The 23535-nt window shown below is 61.8% G+C and carries 19 protein-coding genes and 2 pseudogenes; 11 read left to right on the top strand and 10 right to left on the bottom strand.

Annotated features, from left to right (window positions below; translation table 11 throughout):
• Nucleotides 1–7 precede the first annotated feature (7 nt).
• The 4 genes from CFII68_RS02420 to CFII68_RS02430 form a co-directional block, all read right to left on the bottom strand.
• Nucleotides 8–1210 (bottom strand): NAD(P)/FAD-dependent oxidoreductase, encoded by a 1203-nt coding sequence (locus CFII68_RS02420; RefSeq protein ID WP_018613372.1) that lies wholly within the window; start codon nucleotides 1208–1210, stop codon nucleotides 8–10.
• A gap of 236 nt (nucleotides 1211–1446) precedes the next feature.
• Nucleotides 1447–1821 (bottom strand): response regulator transcription factor, encoded by a 375-nt coding sequence (locus CFII68_RS0126250; protein WP_033062919.1) that lies wholly within the window; start codon nucleotides 1819–1821, stop codon nucleotides 1447–1449.
• 101 nt (nucleotides 1822–1922) lie between these two features.
• Entirely contained in the window at nucleotides 1923–2573 is a 651-nt protein-coding gene (locus tag CFII68_RS02425; protein WP_018613367.1) for a response regulator transcription factor, read from the bottom strand.
• Nucleotides 2570–4021, bottom strand: a complete 1452-nt coding sequence (locus CFII68_RS02430; RefSeq protein ID WP_018613366.1) for a sensor histidine kinase — start codon at nucleotides 4019–4021, stop codon at nucleotides 2570–2572. Before CFII68_RS02430 ends, CFII68_RS02425 begins: the two co-directional genes overlap by 4 nt.
• Before the next feature lie 765 nt (nucleotides 4022–4786).
• On the opposite strand from CFII68_RS02430, the gene CFII68_RS02435 reads away from it, so the two are divergent.
• A complete protein-coding gene (locus CFII68_RS02435; RefSeq protein ID WP_018613364.1) occupies nucleotides 4787–5728 on the top strand; it encodes a LysR family transcriptional regulator in 942 nt (313 codons plus the stop codon).
• A 27-nt stretch (nucleotides 5729–5755) separates the two neighbouring features.
• Here the strand turns inward: CFII68_RS02435 and CFII68_RS02440 are convergent, their stop codons facing one another.
• Nucleotides 5756–6766: a GlxA family transcriptional regulator gene (locus CFII68_RS02440; RefSeq protein WP_139213181.1), complete on the bottom strand. Its 1011-nt coding sequence runs from the start codon at nucleotides 6764–6766 to the stop codon at nucleotides 5756–5758.
• Between the two features lie 207 nt (nucleotides 6767–6973).
• On the opposite strand from CFII68_RS02440, the gene CFII68_RS02445 reads away from it, so the two are divergent.
• The 5 genes from CFII68_RS02445 (at nucleotide 6974) to CFII68_RS02465 (ending at nucleotide 12832) form a co-directional block, all read left to right on the top strand.
• A complete protein-coding gene (locus CFII68_RS02445) occupies nucleotides 6974–7981 on the top strand; it encodes an ABC transporter substrate-binding protein (RefSeq protein ID WP_018613361.1) in 1008 nt (335 codons plus the stop codon).
• Nucleotides 7982–8092: 111 nt separating this feature from the next.
• A complete protein-coding gene (locus CFII68_RS02450; RefSeq protein ID WP_018613358.1) occupies nucleotides 8093–9085 on the top strand; it encodes a helix-turn-helix domain-containing protein in 993 nt (330 codons plus the stop codon).
• A 70-nt stretch (nucleotides 9086–9155) separates the two neighbouring features.
• The gene (locus tag CFII68_RS02455; RefSeq protein ID WP_018613356.1) at nucleotides 9156–10088 is read left to right on the top strand and encodes a transporter; all 933 of its coding nucleotides are present in this window, start codon (nucleotides 9156–9158) and stop codon (nucleotides 10086–10088) included.
• Nucleotides 10089–10100: 12 nt separating this feature from the next.
• On the top strand, nucleotides 10101–11357 hold the full coding sequence (locus tag CFII68_RS02460) for an MFS transporter (RefSeq protein WP_018613355.1): 1257 nt from the start codon (nucleotides 10101–10103) through the stop codon (nucleotides 11355–11357).
• 17 nt (nucleotides 11358–11374) lie between these two features.
• Nucleotides 11375–12832 carry an amidase gene (locus CFII68_RS02465; protein ID WP_018613353.1) on the top strand — a complete coding sequence of 486 codons (1458 nt, stop codon included), beginning with the start codon at nucleotides 11375–11377 and terminating at the stop codon, nucleotides 12830–12832.
• Between the two features lie 530 nt (nucleotides 12833–13362).
• Here the strand turns inward: CFII68_RS02465 and CFII68_RS02470 are convergent.
• A complete protein-coding gene (locus tag CFII68_RS02470; RefSeq protein WP_018613351.1) occupies nucleotides 13363–14850 on the bottom strand; it encodes an aldehyde dehydrogenase family protein in 1488 nt (495 codons plus the stop codon).
• 209 nt (nucleotides 14851–15059) lie between these two features.
• Here CFII68_RS02470 and CFII68_RS28085 point away from each other — a divergent pair.
• Both CFII68_RS28085 and CFII68_RS28315 read left to right on the top strand, forming a co-directional pair.
• A pseudogene (locus CFII68_RS28085) lies at nucleotides 15060–15770 on the top strand (PAS domain-containing protein); the annotation flags it as partial.
• Nucleotides 15750–16019 (top strand): annotated as a pseudogene (locus CFII68_RS28315) (methyl-accepting chemotaxis protein); the annotation flags it as partial. The pseudogenes CFII68_RS28085 and CFII68_RS28315, both read left to right, overlap by 21 nt.
• Nucleotides 16020–16152: 133 nt before the next feature.
• On the opposite strand, the gene CFII68_RS02480 reads toward CFII68_RS28315, so the two are convergent.
• Entirely contained in the window at nucleotides 16153–17481 is a 1329-nt protein-coding gene (locus CFII68_RS02480; RefSeq protein WP_033062918.1) for an alginate export family protein, read from the bottom strand.
• A gap of 291 nt (nucleotides 17482–17772) precedes the next feature.
• Between CFII68_RS02480 and CFII68_RS02485 the strand changes: the two genes are divergently transcribed.
• The 3 genes from CFII68_RS02485 (at nucleotide 17773) to feaR (ending at nucleotide 20923) form a co-directional block, all read left to right on the top strand.
• On the top strand, nucleotides 17773–19272 hold the full coding sequence (locus tag CFII68_RS02485; RefSeq protein ID WP_018613344.1) for an APC family permease: 1500 nt from the start codon (nucleotides 17773–17775) through the stop codon (nucleotides 19270–19272).
• A complete protein-coding gene (locus tag CFII68_RS02490; RefSeq protein WP_018613342.1) occupies nucleotides 19217–19837 on the top strand; it encodes a DUF3156 family protein in 621 nt (206 codons plus the stop codon). The genes CFII68_RS02485 and CFII68_RS02490 overlap by 56 nt, the downstream gene beginning before the upstream one ends.
• A 123-nt stretch (nucleotides 19838–19960) precedes the next feature.
• Nucleotides 19961–20923: a transcriptional regulator FeaR gene (feaR, locus tag CFII68_RS02495; RefSeq protein WP_018613340.1), complete on the top strand. Its 963-nt coding sequence runs from the start codon at nucleotides 19961–19963 to the stop codon at nucleotides 20921–20923.
• 182 nt (nucleotides 20924–21105) lie between these two features.
• Here feaR and CFII68_RS02500 read toward each other — a convergent pair whose 3' ends face one another.
• Genes CFII68_RS02500 through CFII68_RS02510 form a run of 3 tightly spaced genes read right to left on the bottom strand, consistent with a single transcriptional unit; the run spans nucleotide 21106 to nucleotide 23480 of the window.
• Nucleotides 21106–21873, bottom strand: a complete 768-nt coding sequence (locus CFII68_RS02500) for an SDR family oxidoreductase (protein WP_018613338.1) — start codon at nucleotides 21871–21873, stop codon at nucleotides 21106–21108.
• Nucleotides 21866–22666, bottom strand: a complete 801-nt coding sequence (locus tag CFII68_RS02505; protein WP_018613336.1) for an SDR family NAD(P)-dependent oxidoreductase — start codon at nucleotides 22664–22666, stop codon at nucleotides 21866–21868. Before CFII68_RS02505 ends, CFII68_RS02500 begins: the two co-directional genes overlap by 8 nt.
• Nucleotides 22659–23480 carry a molybdenum cofactor biosynthesis F family protein gene (locus CFII68_RS02510; protein ID WP_018613334.1) on the bottom strand — a complete coding sequence of 274 codons (822 nt, stop codon included), beginning with the start codon at nucleotides 23478–23480 and terminating at the stop codon, nucleotides 22659–22661. The genes CFII68_RS02505 and CFII68_RS02510 overlap by 8 nt, the downstream gene beginning before the upstream one ends.
• Nucleotides 23481–23535: the final 55 nt, after the last annotated feature.

Raw genomic sequence — 23535 nt, 5'->3', positions numbered from 1 at the left:
GTAAGGGTCAGGCCACCGGAATCAAAGGGTCAGCCGCCGCCAGGGCCGCGGCGCGGTCAGCGGCGGGCGGGTAGATCCACACACTGTTAATCTGGGTCTTGAGATCCTTGGCTTCCTGCCCGACCAGCTTGAGTTGGCGATCCCAACCTTCGGTATACACCGCACCCCAGGCGCCCAGGTCCAGGCAGGTCACGTACTTGGGTTGGCTGTAGGGCATCGGCGCCACACCCAGCAGGTCGGCCGCGACGTTGTTGCCGGCGTAGCGACCCAGGGAGATGGCGTGCTGGCAAGACATCGCCGCGTAATTGCCCAGTGTGTCGGTGGCGGCATAGGCCACGTCACCGGTGGCGAATATGTCGTTTTGCCCCAACACTTTCAGATGGCCGTCGACGTGCAGGCGACCCTGGTGATCGCGGGTGCCAGGCACTTGCTGGGTCAGTGGGTGGGCACGGAAACCCACGGTCCAGATCACGGTATTGGACTCGATACGCTGGCCGTTCGACAGGGTGACACCGCCGGCATCCACCGAATCGACTGAAGCATTGAGGATCCATTCGATGCCCAGGTGATCGGACGCTTCGATCACGGAGGGGCGAATGCCGTCGCCCAACGATGCGCCGATCTGCGGCGCGCGATCCACCACGATGACCCGGATGTTCACGTCCTCACCCAGGGCGGCCCGCAGACGGGTTGGCATTTCGGTGGCGGTTTCGATGCCGGTGAAGCCGCCGCCGGCCACCACCACGGTGTTGCGGGCTGGGCTGTCCGGCAGGTTCTTGAGAGACTTGATGTGGGCTTCGAGGCGCGTTGCCTGTTCGATTTCATCGACGTCGAAGGCATGTTCGAGCATGCCTTTGAGGTCGGGGCGAAACAGTTTGCTGCCTGCCGCCAGTACCAATCGATCGTAACCCAGGCTGCCCTGGGTACCGAACACGTCCACGTAGCCGACCCGTTTACCCTCGACATCGATACTGCTCGCCGAGCCCCGTACGAACTTCACGCCCACTGCGTCGAACAGTCCGTCCAGCGGAGCCATCATGGTGTGGACGTCCGGCTCATAGAAACGAGGCCGGATGCGCAATTCCGCCTGGGGCGCCAGGACAGTAATCTGCACGTCATTTCGATCATGCTGGTCCAGCAGGCGGGCCGCGCTCAATGCGCTCCATACTCCGCCGAAACCAGCACCAATAACCAGAATTTGCTGTTTCATGATGTGCTCCCGAAGACAAAATCGATACGTTGAATGAATTAAACTGTTCAGCGTGACCGTGGCGCGAAGTACTCCAGAAATGCCTGGCTCCAATGTATTTACATCGAGCACATTCAGTTTCGGTTCGCTGTAGGAAATATTATTGGCCGGGACTGTGTTTAACACTTCTACATAAGGTCATCGGGCCCATGCTTGGGTAGGTGTGATCTATACGAAGGTATGAGGGGGCGGTGCAGTCAAGCAGACCGGGCCAGTACCGATTCGATACAGGCGATCAATTCAGCACAGTCGAAGGGTTTCGGGAAAAACGCCACCGGCTCGGGCGTGCCAGCGCTGACACGCGGTGGCACGCCAGGGTATCCGGTGATGAAAATTATCGGGATATGAATGCCCAGGGTCGACAGTTGATCGTACATCTGAATACCCGTCATGCCGGGCATTTGTATATCCGATATCAGGCAGGCTGTATTTTCAAGTTCGCAGGAAGATAAAAAGTCTAAGGCGCTGGCGTATGTTTCAACCCGATATCCGTGGGAACGTAACAAACCATCCAGGGCAATTCTAACTGATTCATCATCATCAATAATTGAAATAATTGCGGTGTTGGACATGTCGATACCTGGGGTGATATCAGGTGGCCATAAAGGCGCCCGTTATCAGTGCACGATACGCCGTCCAATGGGCTCGCCAAGTATACGTGGGTATGAACTTTCTACTGCTCGCCTTGCAATTCCAGTACCTGGGCCATGCGCACCAGATCGGCGAACGAACGTGCGCACATTTTGCGCATGGCTTGGCCACGGTGAATCTTGACCGTGATTTCACTCAAGCCTATTTCCCCGGCAATCTGCTTGTTCATCAAGCCCGACGCTGCCAGCGCCATGACCTGCTGCTCCCGGGGCGTCAATGTGGCGTAGCGATCAATAAGTTGCTGGTGGCTGCGTTCGGATTCGTGCCGCAGCCGGTCCTGCTGATGTGCGGCGGCTACGGCGTCGATCAGGTCCTGCTCGCGAAACGGTTTGGCGAGGAAATCCACGGCACCGGCCTTCATTGCCCGCACGGTCATGGCGATGTCACCGTGACCGGTCATGAACACGATTGGCAGGTGAACATTGGCCGCAGCCAGTTCGCGTTGGCAATCCAGCCCGCTGGTGCCTTGCAGCCGCACATCCAGTACCAGGCAACTGGGCAGGTCGAGCCGGGGATGGTTCATGAATTGCGCGACCGAACCGAACAAATGGACCTGCAGGCCGATGGAGCGCAGCAGGCTGCCGAGGGATTGGCGCAGCGGTGCGTCGTCGTCGACGATGTAGACGACGGGGGCATCGCCGATGACAGGGTGGGTGGTGTGTGTGGGGTTCATTGGGTGTTCTCCGCCAGGGTGATGCAAGCGAGCAGCGGCAGCGCGAACCTGAACGAGGTGCCTTGGTCGGCTTCGCTGGTCGCCCAGAGCCTGCCGTCATGGAAATCGATGATGGACCGGCAGATGGAAAGGCCCATGCCCAGGCCGTTTTCCTTGGTGGTAAAAAACGCATTGAACAAGGACGGCAGGACCTCGGGAGCAATGCCGGTTCCGTGGTCGGTCACCTCCAGCAGCGCTTCGTCATCCTCTGTCCATGTGCGTATGTGCAGGATTCTTGCGTGTATCTTGACCCCGTCCATGGCATGACAGGCATTGATGATCAGATTGATGATCACTTGCTGCAGTTGCACCCGGTCTGCGCTGACCTGGCCGTCCGTCGCCGCCAGGTCCAGCTTCGCCCGGACTTTATGATGAGCCAGTTGCTGCTGGACCAGGTTCAGGGTCTCGCGGACGATGTCGTCCAGCCGTTCGGGCTGGCGCAACGGGTCGCACTTGCGCGACAGCGCCCTGATACCGCTGATGACCTCGCTGGCACGACAGCCGTTGGCGACGATCCGGTCGAGGCAATCCAGGGCTTCATCGAGATCAGGTTCCGGACGTTCGAGCCATCGGCGGCAGGCCTCGCCGCTGCTGGTGATGGCCGTCAGTGGCTGGTTGACCTCGTGGGCAATGGACGCGGCCATTTCCCCCAGGGAGGTCAAGCGAGTGACGTGGGCCAGTTGGCTCTGGGCGCGGAACAGTGCTTCTTCGGACAGCTTGCCGGCGGTGACGTCCATGAGTGCGCCGAGGTACTGGAAACGGCCATGCTGGACGAGCAGTGGACTGGCGATCATGTGGATATGCTTGATACGCCCATCAGGCATCAGCAGGCGCAGCTTGACCTCTATCTGTGGTTCGCCGCCGGCGGCCTGCAAGAAAACCCCGCGTGCCAACTCCAGGTCCTCAGGGTGGGTGCGCTCCAGCATCATCGACACCGTCGGTGTTTTGCTGGGTGGGTATTCGAAGATCCGTGCCGATTCCTCCGACCAGGACATCTCTTTCCGATCACCGCGAAAGCCCACGCTGCCGGTCTGGCTCAGGCGCTGGGCGCCGATCAGATAGGCCTCGTTATGCCGCAGGCTGTCGGACGCCTGCTTGCTGCGCAAGGCCAGGAACGCGATGGCCGACAATGCGGTCAGGCAGCGAAAGAAGCCGGTGGTCGATTCCCAGCGGTGATAGCCTCCGTTGTACAAGAACATCGCGGTGAGCAGGAACATGCTCATCAGCGCGACGGCGATCACCAAGTTGATTGAAAACAAGTTGGCCGCCATCAACAACAAGGTGATGTACAGCAGAGTCGGGGCCAGGTCGGAATGGGTTTCGGAGTTGATGATGACAATTCCGCAGGCCACCACCAGGCCTACCAACCAGCCGAGGGCGTTGACCAGCGGGTGGGTGCTGATGCCCATCGACGGTCGCGGCCCGCTCTGGCATGGGGTGTATCGAAGGCTGTCATAGACGTTCTTGAGCATCGCGGAGGGTAGGGGCACGCTGGCAGACCTTCTGTTTTTACGGGGTCTCGCTCTGGGATGTCGGGGAGACAGAGCATCGATTCGTATCTTAGAAGCGGCCCTTTGTCTGAGGTAGGACATAAAACCCTGAAATCCCGCCAAGTCGCGCCTAAGAGAGGGGCCGCTGCGCAGCCCAGCGGGAGCAAGCTCTCATGGAACAAATTACAACTTGCTGATTTTTAATAAAAAAATTTCTGCTGAAATAAATCGGCCATGTGTCTCAGGTAGGTAAGAACACTCCCTTTGTGGCGAGGGGATTTAGCGAAACGTCGCACCGCCCCGCTGGGCTGCGTAGCAGCCCCCAAAACCAGGCAACTCGGTGTGCCAGGAAGATTGAGTTGACTGCTTTAGGGCCGCTGCGCGCCCCAGCGGGGATAAATCCCCTCGCCACAGGGCCTTGTTCCCTGCGCGACAGCGCAGCGTCGAAGACGCGGCGGGGACTCCCTCGCCACAAACGGCGCTGTTCGCCACGGGCCCGGGTGTATACCGAAGTATTGATGACGCCGCCCAAAGGGTGAGTCGAGTGTCCCCATGTACGACAGACACTGGCCCGCCCCGGGGATTAGGCTTTCAACACCTCGTCGCCGCCGTGCCTTGATGAAGGGCCTAGGTGGTGATCTTGTTCACTTCTGACTCAATGGCCTGGCGCCTGAGGCGATGACTATGATGAACAGAAATGACTTGCGTCGTGCTGACATCAATTTGCTGGTGGTTTTCGAAACCATGATGCACGAGCAAAACGTTACCCGCGTCAGCGAAAAGCTGTTTCTCGGCCAGCCAACGATCAGCAGTGCCCTGGCGCGCTTGCGGTTGATGTTCGATGATCCGTTGTTCATCCGTTCGGGACGGCTGATGGAGCCGACCTCCCGGGCCCAGGAAATCTTCTCCAATCTGTCGCCGGCGCTGGACGGCATCGCCGCCGCCTTGAGCCTTTGCCAGGCGTTCGAGCCGTCCACCAGCGAGGCGACCTTCCATATCGGGCTGTGCGATGACGTCGAGTACGCATTGCTGCCGGAGCTGTTACGCCGCCTGCGGGCCGAGGCACCCGGCACCACATTGGTGGTGCGTCGGGCCGACCAATGGCAGTTGTCCCAGCTGTTGGCCAGCGGTGAGATTTCCCTGGGAATCAGCCCAACCTTGGAACTGCCGGCCAATGCCCGACGCAAGCTGCTGCGGCCGATTCGGCCGATGCTGTTGCGCGCCGATTCGCAGCCCGGTGAACTGACGCTGGACGAGTTCTGCCGTCGGCCCCATGCGATTGTGTCGTCCATGGGCAATGTTATCGATGACTCGGACCGCGCGTTATGCCTGATGGGCCGACAGCGGCGGGTGGTGTTGACCGTGCCGCAATTCAGCGCCTTGCCCGTGCTGTTGGCCCAGAGCGACATGATCGCCATCGTGCCGGATTACGTTGCCCAGGCGATGGCGGTGACGACCGGCATGAGGGCGCAAGCGGCCCCGATCTGCTTGCCACAGCACGAGCTTTCCATGGTCTGGCGCGGCGCCTCGCACAATGATCCGGGGGAGCGGTGGCTGCGTTCGCGTTGCAGCGCGTTCCTGGCCGAGCAGGCCGACCCGCGGGAGCATTCGAAGAGAGTGGCCTGACGGGACCGTACCCTAAGGGGTTAGTGCTCAGCGGGAAAACCGGTTGCGATACTCCCGGGGGGAAATCGAGAGATGGCGCTGGAAGGTGTGACGCATTCGTTCCTCGTCACCGAAGCCGCAGGACCGGGCGATCTGGTCGATGTTGCGCTGGGAGTCTTCGAGCATTCGACGCGCGGCTTCAAGGCGGAACATCTCGACGGCTTTGGCCGGGGTTCGTCCGGTCTGGCGTTTGTAGACCCGGGCAAAATTGCGTGGGCTCATCCTTGCCTGGCGGGCCAGTCGTTCGACGGTGAGGTTGTCGTCATCCAGGTGTTCGGTCATCCAGGCGTGCAGTTCGTCGAACCCGGCGCTGTCCTGCATCTGCAACTGCAGCAGTTGGCTGAACTGCGCTTGTCCGCCGGGGCGCTTGAGAAACACCACCAGCTCACGGGCCACCTGCAGGGACACCTCGCGCCCACAATCGGCTTCGACCAGTGCCAGGGCCATGTCGATGCCGGCGCTGACACCGGCCGAGGTCCACACGGCGTCCTGCTGGATGAAGATCGCGTCCAGGTCCACTGTAATCGACGGGAAGCCGCTCTTGAGCATGTCGCACATGGCCCAATGGGTGGCCGCGCGGCGTCCGTCCAGTAAACCAGCCTGGGCCATGAGGAAGGTGCCGCTGCATACCGATGCGGTACGCCGGGCCTTGACCGAGGCTTTGCTCAGCCATTGCACCAGGTCGACACAGTCAATCATCGCCTGCCGTATGTCCGGTGCGCCAGGCACGATCAACGTATCGATGAGCGTCCCGTCGAGCTCGTGCAGGGCACGGGTATCCACGACCAAGCCTTCGGCGGTCTGCATCAATCCGCCTTCCAGGCTTGCGGTGTGCAGGGTGTAGCCGGGCAGGCCGCGTTCAGTCATGGCTTTGGTGGCGGCCCAGAAAACGGTCTGGGCACCGGTCAGGTCCAACAGGCCCATCTGCGGATAAGCCAGGAATACCAGTGTGCGCGGTTGGGAAATGGACTCGGCGGCGATGCCGACCTCCAGGGTCATCTCGTTCATGATCGCTTCGCGCTGGGTGTTCGTCAGGGAGGTATGCAAGATTATCAAGTGATCGTACCCGTGAGTGCGATTTCATGGGTTCGGATGCCGAACATTTAGGTGCTATTGATATGCCATTAAGGTATTTAAATTAACATTCTTATAGCTTTAAAGTCGTTGTCTTCAGTCTTTTTCACTTACTGTGAGGTTCATCAGACCATGGCTTTCAAGCGTTCTGCGCTCACCTTGTTGGTTTCCCTGGCGGCCACTGCGCTGCTCAATCCCTTGGCCCACGCCGAAGGCAAGATCAGCATCGCCCAGCAATTCGGTATCGGTTACCTGATCCTCGACGTGGTGCGTGACCAGCAGTTGATCGAGAAACATGGCAAGGCCCAGGGCCTCGATATCAAGGTGGACTGGAACAGCATTTCCGGCGCAACGGCGATGAACGAAGCCTTGCTGACCGGTGCCCTGGATGTGGTGTCGGCGGGCGTTCCGCCGATGCTGACGATCTGGGATCGGACTCGCGGCAAGCAGAACGTCAAGGCCATCGCCTCGCTGGGGTCGATGCCCAACTATTTGCTGACCAATAACCCGAACGTGAAAAGCCTCAAGGACTTCACCGACAAGGACCGGATCGCTGTCCCGGCGGCAGGTGTGGGGTTCCAGTCGCGCACGCTGCAGATCGAAACCGCCAAGGAGTTCGGCAACGATCACTTCAAGAAATTCGACGACATCTCGGTCAGCCTCCCGCACCCGGATGCGACGGCGGCGCTGATCGCCGGTCAGTCAGAAATCAATTCGCACTTCTCCAGCCCACCGTTCCAGTACCAGGCACTGCAAAGCCCCAACGTACACAAGGTGCTCAGCTCCTATGATGTGCTGGGCGGGCCGGCGACGTTCAACGTGCTCTACACCACGGAAAAATTCCACGACGAAAATCCCAAGACCTACAAGGCGTTCTACGACGCCCTGGTGGAGGCGCAAGGCATTATCAAGGCCGACAAGCCGGCCGCTGCCCAGACCTACATCCGCGTAGAGCAGTCCAAGTTGCCGCTGCCGCTGGTGGAAAAAATCGTCACGGACCCCGAAATCGACTTCACCGTCGTCCCGCAACGCACCTACATCTATGCGCAGAAGCTGCACGAACTGGGCGTGCTGAAAAACCAGGCCGACAGCTGGAAGGACTATTTCTTTGAAGAGGCCCATGCCGGCGCCGGCAGTTGAGTCCTGAGCGATTATCCGTTTTCGGCACAATTGCCCAATCGGCCCACGGGGCGGAATGGAACTTGCCTGAGCTTTGACCCGTATGCCCTGGAATCATCAAAGGTCGGGTCAATGAACAACTCCAACATGGCGCAGCCAGCGATCTCGTCGGACCTGTTGCCGACGCTGCCGATCAATCGGTTTCGTACCGCAGACATCGACGAGCACGCCCGCAACATGGGTGGTTGGCAGGTTTGCTATGACCAGTTGACCCCCGGACGCTTCGAAGGCGAGTTGGTCGAGTTCCGCTCGGACTGGATGCAACTGGTGCGCGACCGCTCTAATCAGGCACTGACCAAGCAAGGCATGGCCTGGGAGGGTGCCATCACCTTCAGCGTGCCACTGAGTGCCGATGGGCCGGTCTTTTGCTCCGGGCACCCGATTATCGAGCCCAGCCTGTTGGTCGCCCGTGGCCAGAACCTGCCCGAGCTGCGCACACCCCAGCATCTCGACCTGCTCAGTGTCGCCATCGACGAACAGGCGTTGGAGCATGTGCTGGAACGACAGGGCAGTCGCTTTCGAATTACCGATCTTCCCAAGTGTTACCGTCTCGGCAACTCGACGCTGCCCGCCGAGCTGGCGGCGTTGTTCGATGAGCTTGAAGGTGGCGAGCAGGGGCGTGACTCGTTACTGGGTTACGAGTCGATCCGCCGTGGCCTGCGTGACACGGTGATGCTGCACATACTGGAACTGGTGGCACCGGATGAGGCGCCGCCGCTCAACCCCACGGCGCGCAAGCGCATGGTCGACCGCGCCCGGGAATATGCCTTGACCCATGTCGATGAGCCGCTGTCGATCCTCGACCTGTGCAACCACATCGGTGCCAGCCGACGAAAACTGCAGTATTGCTTCCAGGAGACGCTGGGTATCAACCCCGTGGCCTATTTGCGGGCGTTGCGCCTCAATGCCGTGCGTCGTGAACTGCGCAGCGGCGGCCATGCCCAAGGTGTACAGGAGGTGGCGGCACGCTGGGGCTTCTGGCATTTGAGCCGGTTTTCCAGCGACTATCGAGTGTTGTTCGGCGAGACGCCTTCACAAACCCTGCGTCGCACGCATCTGTGCTGAAAACGGATAACGGCTGACCGGCCGGCTCCCTAGGATGACCCCTACACCACATGGTCGGGAGGGGCATTCGATGAATCAGAAGAATAAAACCAACGTCTTGCGCTGTACTGGGTTAACCCTGGGATTGATCGCTGTCTGTGGCGCTGCCCATGGCACCGAAAACGGCGCGCCGACCACGGCGGTCGGGGTCTACGATTTCGGCGCGGGCATGATGCCGCCGGCCACGCCCTTCGGCACTGTCGGCCTGCGAACTGCGTTCTATTCGGCCAACGTGCAGAAAGATCGCCACGGCAAGTCTGCGGACAACAATTTCTCCCTGGATGTCTTGTCCATCGGCGTCGCCTACATGCGCATGACCGATTACACCGTGCTGGGCGCCAAGTACGGCTTCGGCGCCGTCGTGCCGTTCTTCCAGATGGACGCCTCGCTACAGGTGCAGACGCCTGTCGGTCCGCTGGACCTCGCGGCCGACCCGTTTCGCCTGGCTGATATCCAGGTGCTGCCGGTGATCTTGCAATGGACCCTTTCACCGAATTTGTTCGTCAATGCCCAGTTCCAGATCCAGGCCCCCACAGGCGACTACGACAAGGATCGCTTGATCTCGCCGGGCCTCAACCACTGGACCTTCTCGCCGATCCTCAACGCCACCTACATCTCCGACAGCGGCTTCGAAGTGTCTTCCAGCTTCGAAGCCGACATCAACACGCGCAACCACGCCACCGACTACAAGAATGGCGTCGAGTACCGCCACGAGTTCGCCGTGGGTCAACACGTTGGCCCGTGGACCGTGGGCGTGGGCGGCTATTACTACCGGCAATTCACCGATGACGATGCGCCGGGCCTGGAGGCGGGCAATCGTGCCCGGGTGTTGGCGGTCGGGCCGGCGGTGAGTTACTTCAAGCCCGGCATCCCCCCGGTGTGGCTGCATGTCTACAAGGAGCTCGACGCGCGAAACCGCGCCGAGGGCTATACCGCGGCGCTGCGTATTTCTCAAAGTTTCTAAAAGGGGCTCGCCATGAACCAATCAAGTTCCGTTTCAACGGCGACCACTGCGTCGCGCCAGGCCAGTTGGCGCGAAGGTGGGGTGCTGATGCTGGGTAGCAGCCTGACGATCATGGGCGCGGTGATGGTCACGCCCATCCTGCCCAGATTGGGCGCCGAATTCGGTCCCATGGAACCGCGCGCCGATCTGCTGGTGCCGTTGGCGATTACCGGTCCGGCTTTGGCGATTGCCGTGTGCGCACCGTTGGCTGGCTGGTTGGCCGACCGCGTAGGGCGCAAAGCCTTGCTGGTGATTGCCACGGTGCTCTACGCCTTGCTCGGTGCGCTGCCTGCCATGCTCGACAGCCTGCCTTCGATTGTCGGTGCGCGGCTGTTGTTCGGGTGCACGGAGGCGGCGGTGATGACCTGCTGCGCAACCTTGATCGCTGACTATTGGCAGGGCGAGGAGCGGTTGCGCTACGTCAATCGGCAGGTGGTGACTATTGGCCTGGTGGGGGCGCTGTTTTTCGTGGTGGGCGGGGTGCTCGGCGAGCACTCGTGGCGCACGCCGTTCCTGCTGTATTTGCTGCCACTGCTGCTGGTGCCGGTAATGATGAAAGTGCTCTGGGAGCCGCCAGTGGCGGAGCTGCAGAGGGTCGAGCAGAGCGTCGATGAGTCGGGACCGGCCAAGGTCGCCGTGCTGCAACTGCTGGTCGGCTACCTGATGATCCTGGGCGGCATGGTCCTGACGTTCATCATGCCGATCCAGGCGCCGATGCTGTTGGTCAGCCTGGGGATCACCTCCAGCACGATGATTGGCCTGGCCGCGGGGTTGAGCCTGTTGGCGACCCTGGGCGGTTCGCTGATGTGGCCGTTGCTGCGCCGCCGCTTCGGCATCGCTGGTTGCAACGCACTGTTGCTCGGGCTGATGGGCCTTGGGCTGTGGCTGCTGATGCGCGGGCAGAGCTACAACGCCGTGCTGGTGGCGGTATTCATCCAGGGCCTGGGGGCCGGGTTGCTGGTACCCAACGTGATGGTGCCGGTGATGAACGCCCTGACCGCCAGCACCCGGGGGCGGGGCTTGGGCGGGTTTACCTCGTGCCTGTACATCGGCCAGTTCGTCAGTCCGTTGGTGGTGGCCTCGGTGGTTGTCTTTGCCGGTGACCTGCGTCACGCCATCCAGTGGCTGGCCCTGGCCAGTCTTGCCTTGGCGCTGCTCTGGGTCGTGGCCGGCCTGCGAGCACGGGGCCAGGGGCAGGCGAGCACTCTCGGATCACATCAATCGTCATGACATAAGGAACCTGAGACATGGGTATGCAAGACATCCACCACTTGATGGACATTGAAGATGCCACGGCGCTGGCTGAGTGGGTCAGGCGTGGCGAGGTTCAGCCCGGCGAACTGCTGGAGACGGCCATCGAGCGCCTGGAGCGGGTCGAGCCGCAGCTCAATGCGGTGGCCGAGCGCTTGTACGATTCGGCCCGGGAGGCGGCGCGCAAGCCTCAGGCCGGACAAGGCCTGCTGGCCGGTGTGCCGACCTTGATCAAAGACCTGTTTTCACCGGTCAACGGCGCGGCGATGACGAACGGTTCGCGCGCGCTGGGCGATTGTCGTGCGGATTTTGAATCGGAAGTCGTGGCGCGGTTGCGGCGTGCCGGGTGCCAGGTGATGGGCACCAGTACTTCCCCGGAGTTCGGCACGTCGTACTCCACCGAGTCCGCGCGCTTCGGCGCGACCCGCAACCCTTGGAACACCGATCATAGCGCCGGTGGCTCCAGTGGTGGTGCGGCGGCACTGGTGGCGGCCCGCGTGGTGCCATTCGCCCACGGCAACGACGGTGGCGGTTCATTGCGCGTGCCGGCGTCTTGCTGTGGCGTGTTCGGGTTCAAGCCCAGCCGTGGCTTGCTGCCGTCGGGGCCGATGGTGGGCGAGGGCTGGGCGGGGATGGGCACGCCTCATGCTATCACCTTGTCGGTGCGCGACAGTGCGGCGCTGCTGGATGCCACCGCCGGGATGGACCTGGGCGCGCCGTACGCCGCGCCGATCCAGGCGTTGCCGTATGTGATGGCGGTGCAGGCTGATCCCAAGCCGCTGCGCATTGCCTTGGTCGAGCAACTCGAGCCCTGGCCTACGTCACCCCAGAGCCTTCAGGCGGTGGGCGAGGCCGCGCGGTTGTGCGAGTCCTTGGGGCATCGTGTCGAACCGGTGAGCCTGCCGGTGGGGTTGTTGGAGTTTCTCGACCACGTGTTCAGCATTATTGGTGCAAGCACTCGTCGCTATGTCGACCTGCTGGGCCAGATGCGTGGGTTCGCCGTGCAGGCGGAAGAACTGGAGGTGCGTACCCGGATCATCCTGCGGGACAAGGGCAACGTCAGCGGCGCTCAATATGTCGCGGCGGTGGAATGGATTCATGCGCTGGGCCGGCAGTTGGCAGTGTTCATGCAGGATTACGACGTGATCCTGACCCCGGTCCTGACCCGTGAACCGGTGCCGATTGGCGAACTGGATCTGCAGGATGTGTGCATGAGCCTGGATCAACTGCTTGAGCGCTACCACAGCTATTCGCCGTTCACCGCGCTGTTCAACGCCAGTGGTCAGCCGGCGATGTCAGTGCCGTTGTCCTGGAGCGCCAATGGCCTGCCAATGGGGGCGCACTTCGCCGGTCGCTTTGGCGAGGAAAGCACCTTGCTGGCCCTGGCCGCCCAACTGGAACGCGCCCAACCCTGGCGTGGCCGAGTCCCACCGGTCAACGCCTGCCGGCGTTAAAACTGTGGGAGCGGGATTGCTCGCGAAGGCGGCGTCAGATTCAGCATCATGGTTGACTGATAGTCCGCTTTCGCGAGCAAGCCCGCTCCCACAGGGGATTTTTGGTGGTCGCGGATGACTTGGGCGACTCGGAAAAAACTGTGGGAGCGAGCCTGCTCGCGAAGGCGTTGGGTCAGTCGGCATCATGGTTGGCTGATAGTCTGCTATCGCGAGCAAGCTCCCACACAGGGGATTTTTGGTGGTCGCGGATGGCTTGGGCGACTCGGAAAAAAATTGTGGGAGCGGGCTTGCTCGCGAAGGTGTTGGGTCAGTCGGCATCATGGTTGGCTGATAGTCTGCTATCGCGAGCAAGCTCCCACACAGGGGATTTTTGGTGGTCGCGGATGGCTTGGGCGACTCGGAAAAAACTGTGGGAGCTTGCTCGCGAAGGCGTTGGGTCAGTCGGCATCATGGTTGACTGATGGGCCGCTATCGCGAGCAAGCTCGCTCCCACAAGAGGGCTCAGAGGGGTGTCCCAGAGCCCTTGAAGGTCAGTAGCGGATCATCACCGACTTCAGTTCGGTGTAGTCGTCGATGAATGCACTGCCGAATTCACGGCCTATCCCTGAAGATTTGCTGCCGCCAAAAGGCACCGCCGGGTCGAGCAGGGTGTGCATGTTCACCCAGACCGTACCAGCTTCGATGGCGGGGACCATGCGCAGGGCTTTGCCCAGGTCGTTGGTCCAGAGGCTGGCGCTCAGGCCGTAGGGGGTGTCGTTCATCAGTTCCAGCAACTCCTCCTCAGTGTCGTAAGGGAAGAACGTGGCGATCGGGCCGAAGGTTTCTTCGTTGAGCAGGCTGTCGTCGCGGCGATTGGCGAGGATGATGGTCGGCTCGACATAGCAACCCGGTCCATCGATCAGCTTGCCACCGTGGACGATGGTGTTGTTCTGTGCGCGGGCCTTGGCGAAGAATTCCGCGAGTTTGTGCTGGTGCTGGCGGTTGGTTACCGGGCCGAATTCGGTACGTTCGTCCAGGGGCGAGCCGATGGTGAGTTTGCTCAGGCGCTGGGCCAGTTTGTCCATGATCGACTCGATCTGCGAGCGATGGACAAAGAACCGTTCCGCCGCCGCGCAGATCTGTCCCGAATGCAGAAAGCCCGCCTCGATGATGCCGTTGACCGCTACCTCGGGATCGATATCACGCAGGAACCCCGCCGCATTCTTTCCGCCCAGTTCCAAGGTTGCACGGGTCAACCCGGCGCCCATGGCCGCTTGGCCCACCGCCAGGCCGGTGGGCACGGAACCGGTGAATGAGACCTTGTTGGTGCCCGGGTGTTCGATCAGCCCTTTGCCCACCAGACCGCCACCGGTCAACACATTCAGGGCACCGGCTGGAAGGCCGGCCTCGATGGCCAGTTCAGCGATGCGCAGGATGGTCAGCGGGGTGAACTCGCTGGGCTTGATGATGATGCTGCAACCGGTCACCAGGGCTGAGGCCAGTTTCCAGATGGCGATCATGGTGGAAAAATTCCACGGCACGATGCCGACCACCACCCCGACCGGTTCGCGCAAGGTGAAGGCGGTGTAGCGTTCGCCAGCGAAGGAGGGCAGTGATGGGGTGATCGTCTCGCCGTTGATCTTGGTCGCCCAGCCAGCGTAGTAACGCAGGAAATGAGCGGCCTGATCGACTTCGAAGGCCCGAGAGATGTGGATGATCTTCCCCGACTGGCAGGTCTCGATCTGCGCCAGCTCTTCGCGGTTGCGTTCCAGCAGGTCCGCCAACTTGAGCAGCACATGGCCGCGGACTGCGGGTGCCGTTTGGGACCACTGCTTGAAGCCGCGGCGGGACGACTCCACCGCCGCATCAATGTCGCCGGGAGTGGCGTCGCTGACCTGGGCGATGACTTGGCCGGTGGCAGGGTTGACGACGTCCAGCGTCTGGCTGCTCTGGCTTTCGACGTAGCCACCGTCGATGAACAGGGCGTGATGTCTACCGAGGAAGGCTTCGACCTGAGGCAGCAGGGCAATATCGCTCATGAGGGTTTCCTGATCGCGAATTAGGGAAAGCCCCGAGGGTAATCCCGGCAGGACCGTCCAGCTTGACTGTGCCTGCCGCGCCGTATGTCTGTGGCTGCCAGCCTGGGTGGTTGGCAGCCAGGAGCAAGGCCCCGTGCAGGCAGGGACAAGCCAGCCTGGCCGGTTTGCGATCAGATCCGGGTTTCGACTTGATGGCATAGGGGCGGGCGATGTTTCTCCAGACCAACAAACAGAAGCGGGTGTTGATCGCACAGGTGCAGCGCGTACTGGCCGGCGAAACGGAGGACACGCCGCTGCTCGACGCGTATCCGCCACTGCGCACAGTCCTTGAGCAGCATGCACGGCAGATGGCGAGCGCGACTGCGCATCTGCATCAGGTCGAGGCACAAGTGGAGACGCAAACCTTGCGCTGGCAGCAAAGCGAGCATGAGTTGCACAAGGTTCGCCAGCAATTGGAGCAAGCCCACGAGCGCGAGCAGGTGCTTGAAATTCGCTTGGGCGAACTCAGCCAGCAGCTGCAGCAACAACGCCGGGATGCGCAGATCTGGGAGCTGCTGCAGTCGACTCTGACGGAAGGCTGCTGGGACATTACCGTGGTCAACGGTGACCTCCAGCACCCGGCCAGTGGCATGCGCTTTTCCAGTCAGTTCCGTGCGCTGCTGGGGTATGGGCCGGATGATTTGCCCGATGGCTGGGATGCTCAGGTCGGCATCACCCACCCGGACGACTTGCCCAAGATCATGGCCATTTTCGACCGGGAAATCCTTGGCTCACAGGGCAGCGGTGAATACGTCTTCGAATACCGGATGCGCCACAAGACCCGGGATTACATCTGGTGTCGTGAACGCGGTCGGGCGGTACGCGACTCCCATGGGCAACTGGTGAGGATCATTGGTGCGGTGCGTGATATCAGCGACGAGCGCTCGGCCCAGTCCACCCATCAGCGCATGCTCGAACAGAACCAGGTGACTTACGCCCAGATTGCCACGGTGGTGGGGGTGATCAAGGGCATTGCCGACCAGACCAATCTGCTCGCCTTGAACGCCGCAATTGAAGCCGCCAGGGCCGGAGATGTCGGGCGCGGTTTCTCAGTGGTGGCCGATGAGGTGCGCAAGCTGGCGCAAAGCACCCGGCAGGCGACCCATCAGATCCAGACCATGTTGCACCAGCACAGATAACAGACCAATCGCTATCCCGTAGGAGCTGACGAGTGCAACGAGGCTGCGATCTTCCCAAAGACACTTGCATCAAAAGCGAAAGATCAAAAGATCGCAGCCTGCGGCAGCTCCTACGGTCGGCCTGTCAGAACGGAACCGCCACCACCAACTGGCTATAGACGTTGGTGCCATTGCCGCCAACCTGATTGCCACCGCTGTCCGCATCCTTCTCAGGCTTGTACAGGCCCACCAATGGCGTGATGATCAGGTGCTCATTCACCGCCCATTCCACGTACAGGTCCAGCTCCTGCGCATCGAGGTTCAGCGCGTCACGGGTATGCAGGGTCTGATAGTCGAAGAACAGTGCACCAATGGTCACGGTTTCTGCCGGCTTGAGCTTGAGGCCGACGTGCTGGATGGCGGTATTGCTGTTGAACGGACCGGCATAGTTGCCCGCCACTTCACCCTGGAACCAGGTGCCATAACCACGGCTCTGGCCGTTGAACATCGAGTCCCAGTCTTTGGAGTAGCGGCTGTAGCGATAGGTCAGGTCTGGCGTCCAGGGCAGGTCGGCGAAGGTGTAGCCGGCTTCGGTGTACCAGGCTTTCTCCGGGCCCGCGTCCTTGTCCTGCCAGGCGTACTCGAAGGAGAAATGCGCATTTTCGATGCCGGCATTCCCGGCGCCGCGCAGGCTGTAGATGTCCATGCCGTCGCGCTGCTTCTGGAAGTCGCTGGCGTAGCGGTCATCGACATCGATGCCATGGATATAGGTCAGCCCCAGGGTGCCAGGCGCGGCGGTGTATTCCAGGGTGCCAGCGGCCATTTCGGTGTTGGCCTGGGCGCGGTTGTCGGATTTGATCCACATCAGGCTGCCATGCACGCCTTCCTTGCCGCCCAGGCGCACGACAGCGGTTTTGTCGAAGGCATGCCGGGCCGCCAGGTAATAGGCGCCGCCACGGTTGAGCTCGCCATCGGCCACGCCTTTGCCCAGGTTCAGGCCATCGTCGTTGATGATGAAACCGTCGCCCAGGGTGATCACCTGGCGGCCGTAGGACAAGTCGACACCGTCCTTGCCCAATGCCGGGAACAGATCCCCCGAACGCCAGCCGGCAAAGGCTTCATCGAACTTGGTGGTGCGTTCGGAGCCGTCGCTCAAGCCGGCTGCGTCGCCATCGCCCCAAGTGCCGGAGCTGACCAGGTTGGCCGTCCCGTAGACACTGCCCAGGCCGCCGAGTGTCTGGTCGATACTCAGGCCATACTTGATGAAACCTTCGCGCCAGCTCGAACCGCCGGCGGTGCCGTCGTAGTTCTTGCGGCTGTTGAACAGCCCGTAGACCGCCAGGAAGTTGCCGGTGACGGTGGTGTCTTCGTCGGTGTAAAGCTCATAGGCCTGCGCCGATGAATCGGCGACCAGCAGGGCAATGCCCAGGCCGATGGCGGTGCGCAGCAAAGGTGTACGGCGTGTGTGCTCCATGGTGGATTCCCCAGTGTGATAGGACAGCAGAGCGCGCATTAAGGGGAGTGGTACCCAGGGAAGTCTTTCACCTGCCTGCCATGGAGTTGACTCAGGCCGCCAGCGCCGCGGTGTTGGCAGGCAGCAACAAAACCGGCGGCAGACATGGGCAAGACGCCCGGGGCGGCGCAGCGCAGAGTAAGGCTGCACGCAACGCCGTTTCGATCAGGGACTGGTTGGGGAAGGCATGATCGCCGGCTCCTGGACGGCAGTGGCATCCCTACTAAAAATCCGCTTTCGAGGATCTGCACCATGTCGATCAATGACAGGCTCACCGAGCACTTGAACCGGGGTTCGGTGGGCTTTCCCACCGCGTTGGCCAGCACCATTGGCCTGATCATGGCAAGCCCCGTGATTCTCACCGCGACCATGGGCTTTGGCATTGGTGGCAGCGCCTTTGCCGTGGCGATGCTGATCGCCGTGGTCATGATGCTGGCCCAGGCGACGACGTTTGCCGAGGCCGCGTCGATGCTCCCGACCACCGGCTCGGTCTATGACTACATCAACTGTGGCATGGGACGTTTCTTCGCGATTACCGGGACCTTGTCGGCCTATCTGATTGTCCATGTGTTCGCCGGCACCGCCGAGACCATCCTGGCCGGTGTCATGGCCCTGGTGAACTTCGAGCACCTCAACACCCTGGCCGAATCGGCAGGCGGCTCCTGGTTGCTGGGCGTGGGGTTCGTGGTGGTGTTTGGCGTACTCAATGCGTTCGGTGTCAGTGCCTTTGGCCGGGCCGAAATCATCCTGACGTTCGGCATGTGGACCACCCTGATGGTGTTCGGCGTGCTGGGCCTGATCGCTGCGCCGGCGGTGGAGCTGGAGGGCTGGTTTGGCGCGTCCGTGGTGGGCACCGATCTGGTCACGGTGTTGTCGCTGGTGGGCATGGCCATGTTCATGTTTGTCGGCTGCGAATTCGTCACACCGCTGGCGCCGGACCTGCGCAACTCTGCGAAAACCATGCCCCGGGCGATGATGCTGGGCTTGTTCAGCGTCGCCACCTGCATGTTCATCTACGGCGCAGCGATGAAGCGCCAGGTGGAAAACGTGCTGCTCGATGCCACCAGCGGTGTGCATCTGCTCGACACCCCCATGGCGATTCCACGCTTCGCCGAACAGGTCATGGGCGATATCGGCCCGATGTGGCTGGGCATCGGCTTTCTGTTTGCCGGTGCGGCGACCATCAACACCCTGATGGCCGGCGTGCCGCGAATTCTTTACGGCATGGCGGTGGACGGCGCGCTGCCGAAGGTCTTCACTTATCTGCACCCACGCTTCAAGACGCCGTTGCTGTGCATCCTGGTGGCGATGCTGATTCCTTGCCTGCATGCGTGGTGGCTGGGCGGTAATCCCGACAACATCATGCACTTGGTGCTGGCCGCGGTATGTGCCTGGAGTTTTGCCTACCTGCTGGTGACCGTGTCGGTGGTCAGCCTGCGGATTCGTCGCCCTGATCTGCCGCGGGCCTATCGCTCGCCGTGGTTCCCGTTGCCACAGATCCTGTCCAGTGTCGGCATTGTGTTGGGCATGTGGTTCATCACACCGCCCGGCATGAATCCGGCAGACATCTACGTGCCCTTCGCGGTGATGCTCGGCGGCACCGCGGCGTATGCCTTGTTCTGGACCCTGGTGGTACAGAAGGTCAATCCATTCAAGCCAGCGTCGGTAGAAGACGTGCTGGCCAAGGAGTTCTCCCATGAGCCAGGGCAACCTGCGGGCGAGTTTATCGACCCTGCTGCAAAAACTGTCTGAGTTGTTCAGCGCCCAGCGCGTCCCGGCCGGTTATCGGCCTGGGGCGACCCTGGAGCACTTGCGGCGTAACCTGGCGCTGGTGCGCTTCGAGGTGGTGGGCCCGGCGACGGCGACGGCCGCCACCGACGATGGCAGCTTGCAGTTGGAGATTGTCGAGCGCACCGAGTCGCAGTTGTTGATGCACCTGGTGATGACCGAGTTCGTGCTGCGCGTGCCTGCCTCCCGAGAGGGCACGGCGCGTCTGGAACTGCACCACGGCGGGGCTGTTTGGCGTAGCGGCATTCGTTGCCGGCAGCGGGACGGGCGCAGTGACCTGGCGGCCCGGTTGCAGGCGGCCGTGGAGCAGGATCCGGTGCTGTACCAGGCCCTCATGCCGCTGGATTTCAAACGGCTGCGCATCGATCTGCAAGGACGCCAGTGGTGCGTGCGCCTGGAACACATGGGCGGTAGCGAAGTGGTCAATCGCATGCCGGCCTTTCGTCGCTATATCCCGTTGAGCCGGGAGCAGCGCACTGTCTTGCTGGCGACCTTGAGCGGCCTGCAGCGGGTGTTGGCAACGCTCTGATTCCTTTGTTCTACCCTGGCATCATTCCTGCTACTGCTCTGGCGATCAGGTACTTGTTGCGCGCATATAGATAACATGTTAACTATTGCCGCACAAAAACAAAAAGCCACTGCGGAGAATGCCATGAGCATGCAACAGGTTGGGCAGGACGGTCTGGACACTTGGAACCGGGATCTGCGGGCGACTTGCGGCCACTTCGACACCGAGCTGGCCTTCAATCGTGCGCTGTTCATTGGTGAAGTGTCGAACTTCCATCGGGGTGGCCTTGCCCTCGCGAACCTGCGCACCAACGCCGGTAACATCAAGCGTCACTCGCCCAACGCCGATCACGATGATGACCAGGATTGCCTCCTGGTCAGCCAGCGCAGTGGCTACTGCCGCATTACCCAGAACGGTCGGAGCATCCAGTTGGCACCCGGTGAATTGTTGTTGATGGATTCCGTTGGGGCGCTTGAAATCACCCCGTTCGGCCTGATCGAACACGCGGTGCTGTCCTTGTCGCGCCAGGACGTGTCGCGGCAACTGGGCGGGGAAACCAGGACCTTTGGCAAGGTGTCGTCCAGCAAGGCGTGTGGGCGGATGCTGCATGTCTTGATGGACCAGCTGTGCAGGGACACACCGGACGGCGAGGGTGCGGCGGGAGAGGGTGAAGCCTTGCAGAGTGCCTTCGTTTCGCTGTTGGGCTCGGCCCTGGAACAGGATAGTGATGGCCGTGACGAAGGGGTGGCGTTGCAGGGTAGTCACTTGCGCAGCTATGTGCAGAAGGTCATCGACGAATCACTGACCCAGCCCGGCCTCAGCCCGGTGGGCCTGGCCAATCGGCTGAATATTTCGGTGCGGCATCTGTATCGCTTGTTCGAAGAGCAGGATGACAGCGTTTGCCGCTACATCCAGCGGGCCCGGCTCAAGCGCAGCGCTGATGACCTGACCAACCCGTTCCTGCGGGACGAGTCCATTACCTCGATTGCCTACAAATGGGGCTTTACCGATTCGGCGCATTTCAGCCGTTCGTTCAAGAAGCAGTTCGAGCTGTCGCCCAAGGAGTTTCGTTCCAGCCGTTTGCAGGTGGGGATGGGGGTGGCTTGAGTGGATGTGTCCAATAGCTTTGCAGTCTGAACCACCGCTTTCGCGAGCAAGCCCGCTCCCACAAAGGGATTTGTGATGAACATGATTTTTTTGGATGACATTGGAAAGTGTGGGAGCGGGCTTGCTCGCGAAGGCGGCGGTACATTCACCACCATCGTCAGCGAGGCACCGCTCCCGTAGGCTCAAACCTCCGGCAAAGTCGAACCCCCATCGACCACCAAAGTCTGCCCGGTCACATAACTGGCCAGGCTCGACGCCAGGAACAGCATGGCGCCAGCGATGTCGCTCGGTTGGCCCAATCGACCCAGCGGCACCCGACGGGCGATGTCCTGGTTGACCTCATCGTCGCCGAGATTCGCCATGGCCGGTGTTGCAATCATGCCCGGCTCGACGCCATTGACGCGGACATTCTCGGCCGCCAGCTCCAGCGCGGCATTGCGAATGAAACCATTGACCCCGGCCTTGGAGGCCGCGTAGTGGCTGAGCCCTGGATACGCGACCCGCGGGCCGGTGACCGAGGAGGTCACCAGCACGCAGCCTTGGCCCTGGCGCCGGAACATCGGCAACGCGGCCTGGGTCAGCCAGAACAGCGCCGACAAGTTCACCGCCAGCGTTCGCTCAAGCATCGACGGGGTGATCTCGGCGAACGGTGTCAGCGGAAAATAGCCGGCGTTGTGCACCAGGATATCCAGCCTCCCCAAGCGTTGCTCCAGCTCGGCCATCATCCCGAAGACCGCCGTTGCGTCGGCCAGGTCAACCCCCACCGCTTGCACCTGACAGCCCACGGCGGTCAATTCGCCGGCCACTGCTTCGGCCCGGGCCAGGCCCAGGTCGGCAATGACCACGCGAGCCCCTCGCAGGGCAAACGCTTCGACGATGGCTCGGCCAATGCCCTGGGCGCCGCCCGTGACCAGTACGGTCTGGCCGCTGAAATCCAGATCCTCAGGCATCGGTCGCCTCCATCCGGCTGAAGGCCAGTGTCGGCACGTCGACGATGCTGGAACCGCCATCGGCCACCAACGTCGCCCCAGTGATGATCGACGCATCAGGCGAGGCCAGGAAACGACAGACGTTGGCGATTTCCTGCGCACTGGCCGGCCTGCGCAACGGCACGTCGGCGCAGACCCGGTCATACGCCTGTTGCAACGTTTCGCCATGGAACTGCATCAATGCCTGCATTTCTTCATCGGCCATGGGCGTGCGGACCCAACCTGGGCAGATCGCATTGACTCGTACGCCGTGAGGCCCGTAATCCCTTGCCAGGGAGCGGTTGAGGCCCAGCAGCGCATGCTTGGCGGTGGTGTAGCCGCACACGTGCGGGCCTGCCGCCAAGGAAGCAATGGAGGCGATCAGCACAATGTTGCCGGCGCTTTCCTGCAGCAGGGGCAGGCACGCCCGGGCGCTGTAGAAGGCGCTGTCGAGATTGCTGCGCAGGGCCGCTTCCCAGGCCGATGGCTGAGTCTCGGTGGCGCTGCCCAATCCCATGCCGCCGGCACAGGCCAGCAGCACGTCGAGTCGGCCAAAACGCGTGCGAATCTGCTCGACGAAGCCGTCCCAGGTGGTCGGGCAGGCTGCATCGCCGACCAGCACCAGGCCGCCGATGTCCTCGGCGAGGGTTTCCAGGGGCTCGCGGCGTCGACCGATCAGCACCAGGTTGGCGCCTTCGGCGGCATACAGGCGGGCGCAGGCCGCACCGATACCGGTGCCGGCGCCCGTGATCACGACGGTGCGTAATTCAGGCATCGGGATACTCCGTCTGATTGATAACCTGGCAGTAGGAACTGACCGGGAAATTGGAATACTCATCGAACGACTCACCGGCGTAGCCAAAGATCTTGCCGTCGCTGCGATGCTGTTGCAGGTCGATCAGCACCAGGCCCAGGGTCGGGATGATTTTTTCCCGCCACACGAACAGGTACAGCTGATCGGCGATCTTGTAGGTGTCGCAGCGATCGGTGTCGCACAGGCCTTGTTCAACGCCCTTGAGGCACTGCCACGAGTAGAACTGGTCGTTGAGGTAAATGTGTTCATAGACTTCGCTCGGGCTGTAGCGATACAGGTTGCGCAGCCCCACCAGTTCGGTGGTCGGTGCGTGCGGGCACAGGCCAGGCTGCCAGGGACGATCGAGGCTGCCGTGCAGGAACTGCGCTTGAACCGAGGTCAGGGGCTTGCCGGTCAACGCCCGGCTGTAGAGGCCTTCGCCGGTTTCTTGCTGGCTTGGCATGCGGCCGATCACGGCGGTGAAGGACGCGCTGGCGGTATCGAGCACCAGGCTTATCGATGACGTCAGCTCGCCTTCGCGCTTGATGAAGTCCACCAGGTACAGGCCCGGGCGTACCGACGTGGCCCGGTAGGGCGCGGTGCCGCTGGAGTGCCCATCGGCGGCGTTCCAGGACACGGCATTCTGCTCGAAGCGATGCTCGATCTGCCAGCCATTGGCGAAATGCAGGGTGAAGGTCTTGCCGTCCAGGTCGGCCAGGTTTGGCAGGATGAAGGCTTCGGGGGCAAAGCCATCGGCCAGGGCGCCGACGGTGATCCAGTCTGAAGAGGTGCTCATTGCAAGGCTCCGGTGGTTGAGTTAGCCACTCGGATCATGCGGTGCCGGGCAACGG

The sequence above is a fragment of the Pseudomonas sp. CFII68 genome, assembly GCF_000416195.1.
GTDB lineage: Bacteria > Pseudomonadota > Gammaproteobacteria > Pseudomonadales > Pseudomonadaceae > Aquipseudomonas > Aquipseudomonas kilonensis.
Note: the sequence above shows the minus strand (reverse complement) of the source record. Positions and strands in the feature narration are given on the sequence as shown.

Bases quoted from the DNA above. Each gene is read 5' to 3' on its own strand.
- CFII68_RS02440 (WP_139213181.1), bottom strand. From the start codon at position 6,766: ATGACCCTGGAGGTCGGCATCGCCGCCGAGTCCATTTCCCAACCGCGC.
- CFII68_RS02470 (WP_018613351.1), bottom strand. From the start codon at position 14,850: ATGAGCGATATTGCCCTGCTGCCTCAGGTCGAAGCCTTCCTCGGTAGA.
- CFII68_RS02460 (WP_018613355.1), top strand. From the start codon at position 10,101: ATGAACCAATCAAGTTCCGTTTCAACGGCGACCACTGCGTCGCGCCAG.
- CFII68_RS02485 (WP_018613344.1), top strand. From the start codon at position 17,773: ATGTCGATCAATGACAGGCTCACCGAGCACTTGAACCGGGGTTCGGTG.
- CFII68_RS02420 (WP_018613372.1), bottom strand. From the start codon at position 1,210: ATGAAACAGCAAATTCTGGTTATTGGTGCTGGTTTCGGCGGAGTATGG.
- CFII68_RS02445 (WP_018613361.1), top strand. From the start codon at position 6,974: ATGGCTTTCAAGCGTTCTGCGCTCACCTTGTTGGTTTCCCTGGCGGCC.
- CFII68_RS02500 (WP_018613338.1), bottom strand. From the start codon at position 21,873: ATGCCTGAGGATCTGGATTTCAGCGGCCAGACCGTACTGGTCACGGGC.
- CFII68_RS02425 (WP_018613367.1), bottom strand. From the start codon at position 2,573: ATGAACCCCACACACACCACCCACCCTGTCATCGGCGATGCCCCCGTC.
- CFII68_RS02455 (WP_018613356.1), top strand. From the start codon at position 9,156: ATGAATCAGAAGAATAAAACCAACGTCTTGCGCTGTACTGGGTTAACC.
- CFII68_RS02480 (WP_033062918.1), bottom strand. From the start codon at position 17,481: ATGGAGCACACACGCCGTACACCTTTGCTGCGCACCGCCATCGGCCTG.
- CFII68_RS02450 (WP_018613358.1), top strand. From the start codon at position 8,093: ATGAACAACTCCAACATGGCGCAGCCAGCGATCTCGTCGGACCTGTTG.
- CFII68_RS02510 (WP_018613334.1), bottom strand. From the start codon at position 23,480: ATGAGCACCTCTTCAGACTGGATCACCGTCGGCGCCCTGGCCGATGGC.
- CFII68_RS02435 (WP_018613364.1), top strand. From the start codon at position 4,787: ATGATGAACAGAAATGACTTGCGTCGTGCTGACATCAATTTGCTGGTG.
- CFII68_RS02505 (WP_018613336.1), bottom strand. From the start codon at position 22,666: ATGCCTGAATTACGCACCGTCGTGATCACGGGCGCCGGCACCGGTATC.
- CFII68_RS02430 (WP_018613366.1), bottom strand. From the start codon at position 4,021: ATGGGCATCAGCACCCACCCGCTGGTCAACGCCCTCGGCTGGTTGGTA.
- feaR (WP_018613340.1), top strand. From the start codon at position 19,961: ATGAGCATGCAACAGGTTGGGCAGGACGGTCTGGACACTTGGAACCGG.
- CFII68_RS02465 (WP_018613353.1), top strand. From the start codon at position 11,375: ATGGGTATGCAAGACATCCACCACTTGATGGACATTGAAGATGCCACG.
- CFII68_RS0126250 (WP_033062919.1), bottom strand. From the start codon at position 1,821: ATGTCCAACACCGCAATTATTTCAATTATTGATGATGATGAATCAGTT.
- CFII68_RS02490 (WP_018613342.1), top strand. From the start codon at position 19,217: ATGAGCCAGGGCAACCTGCGGGCGAGTTTATCGACCCTGCTGCAAAAA.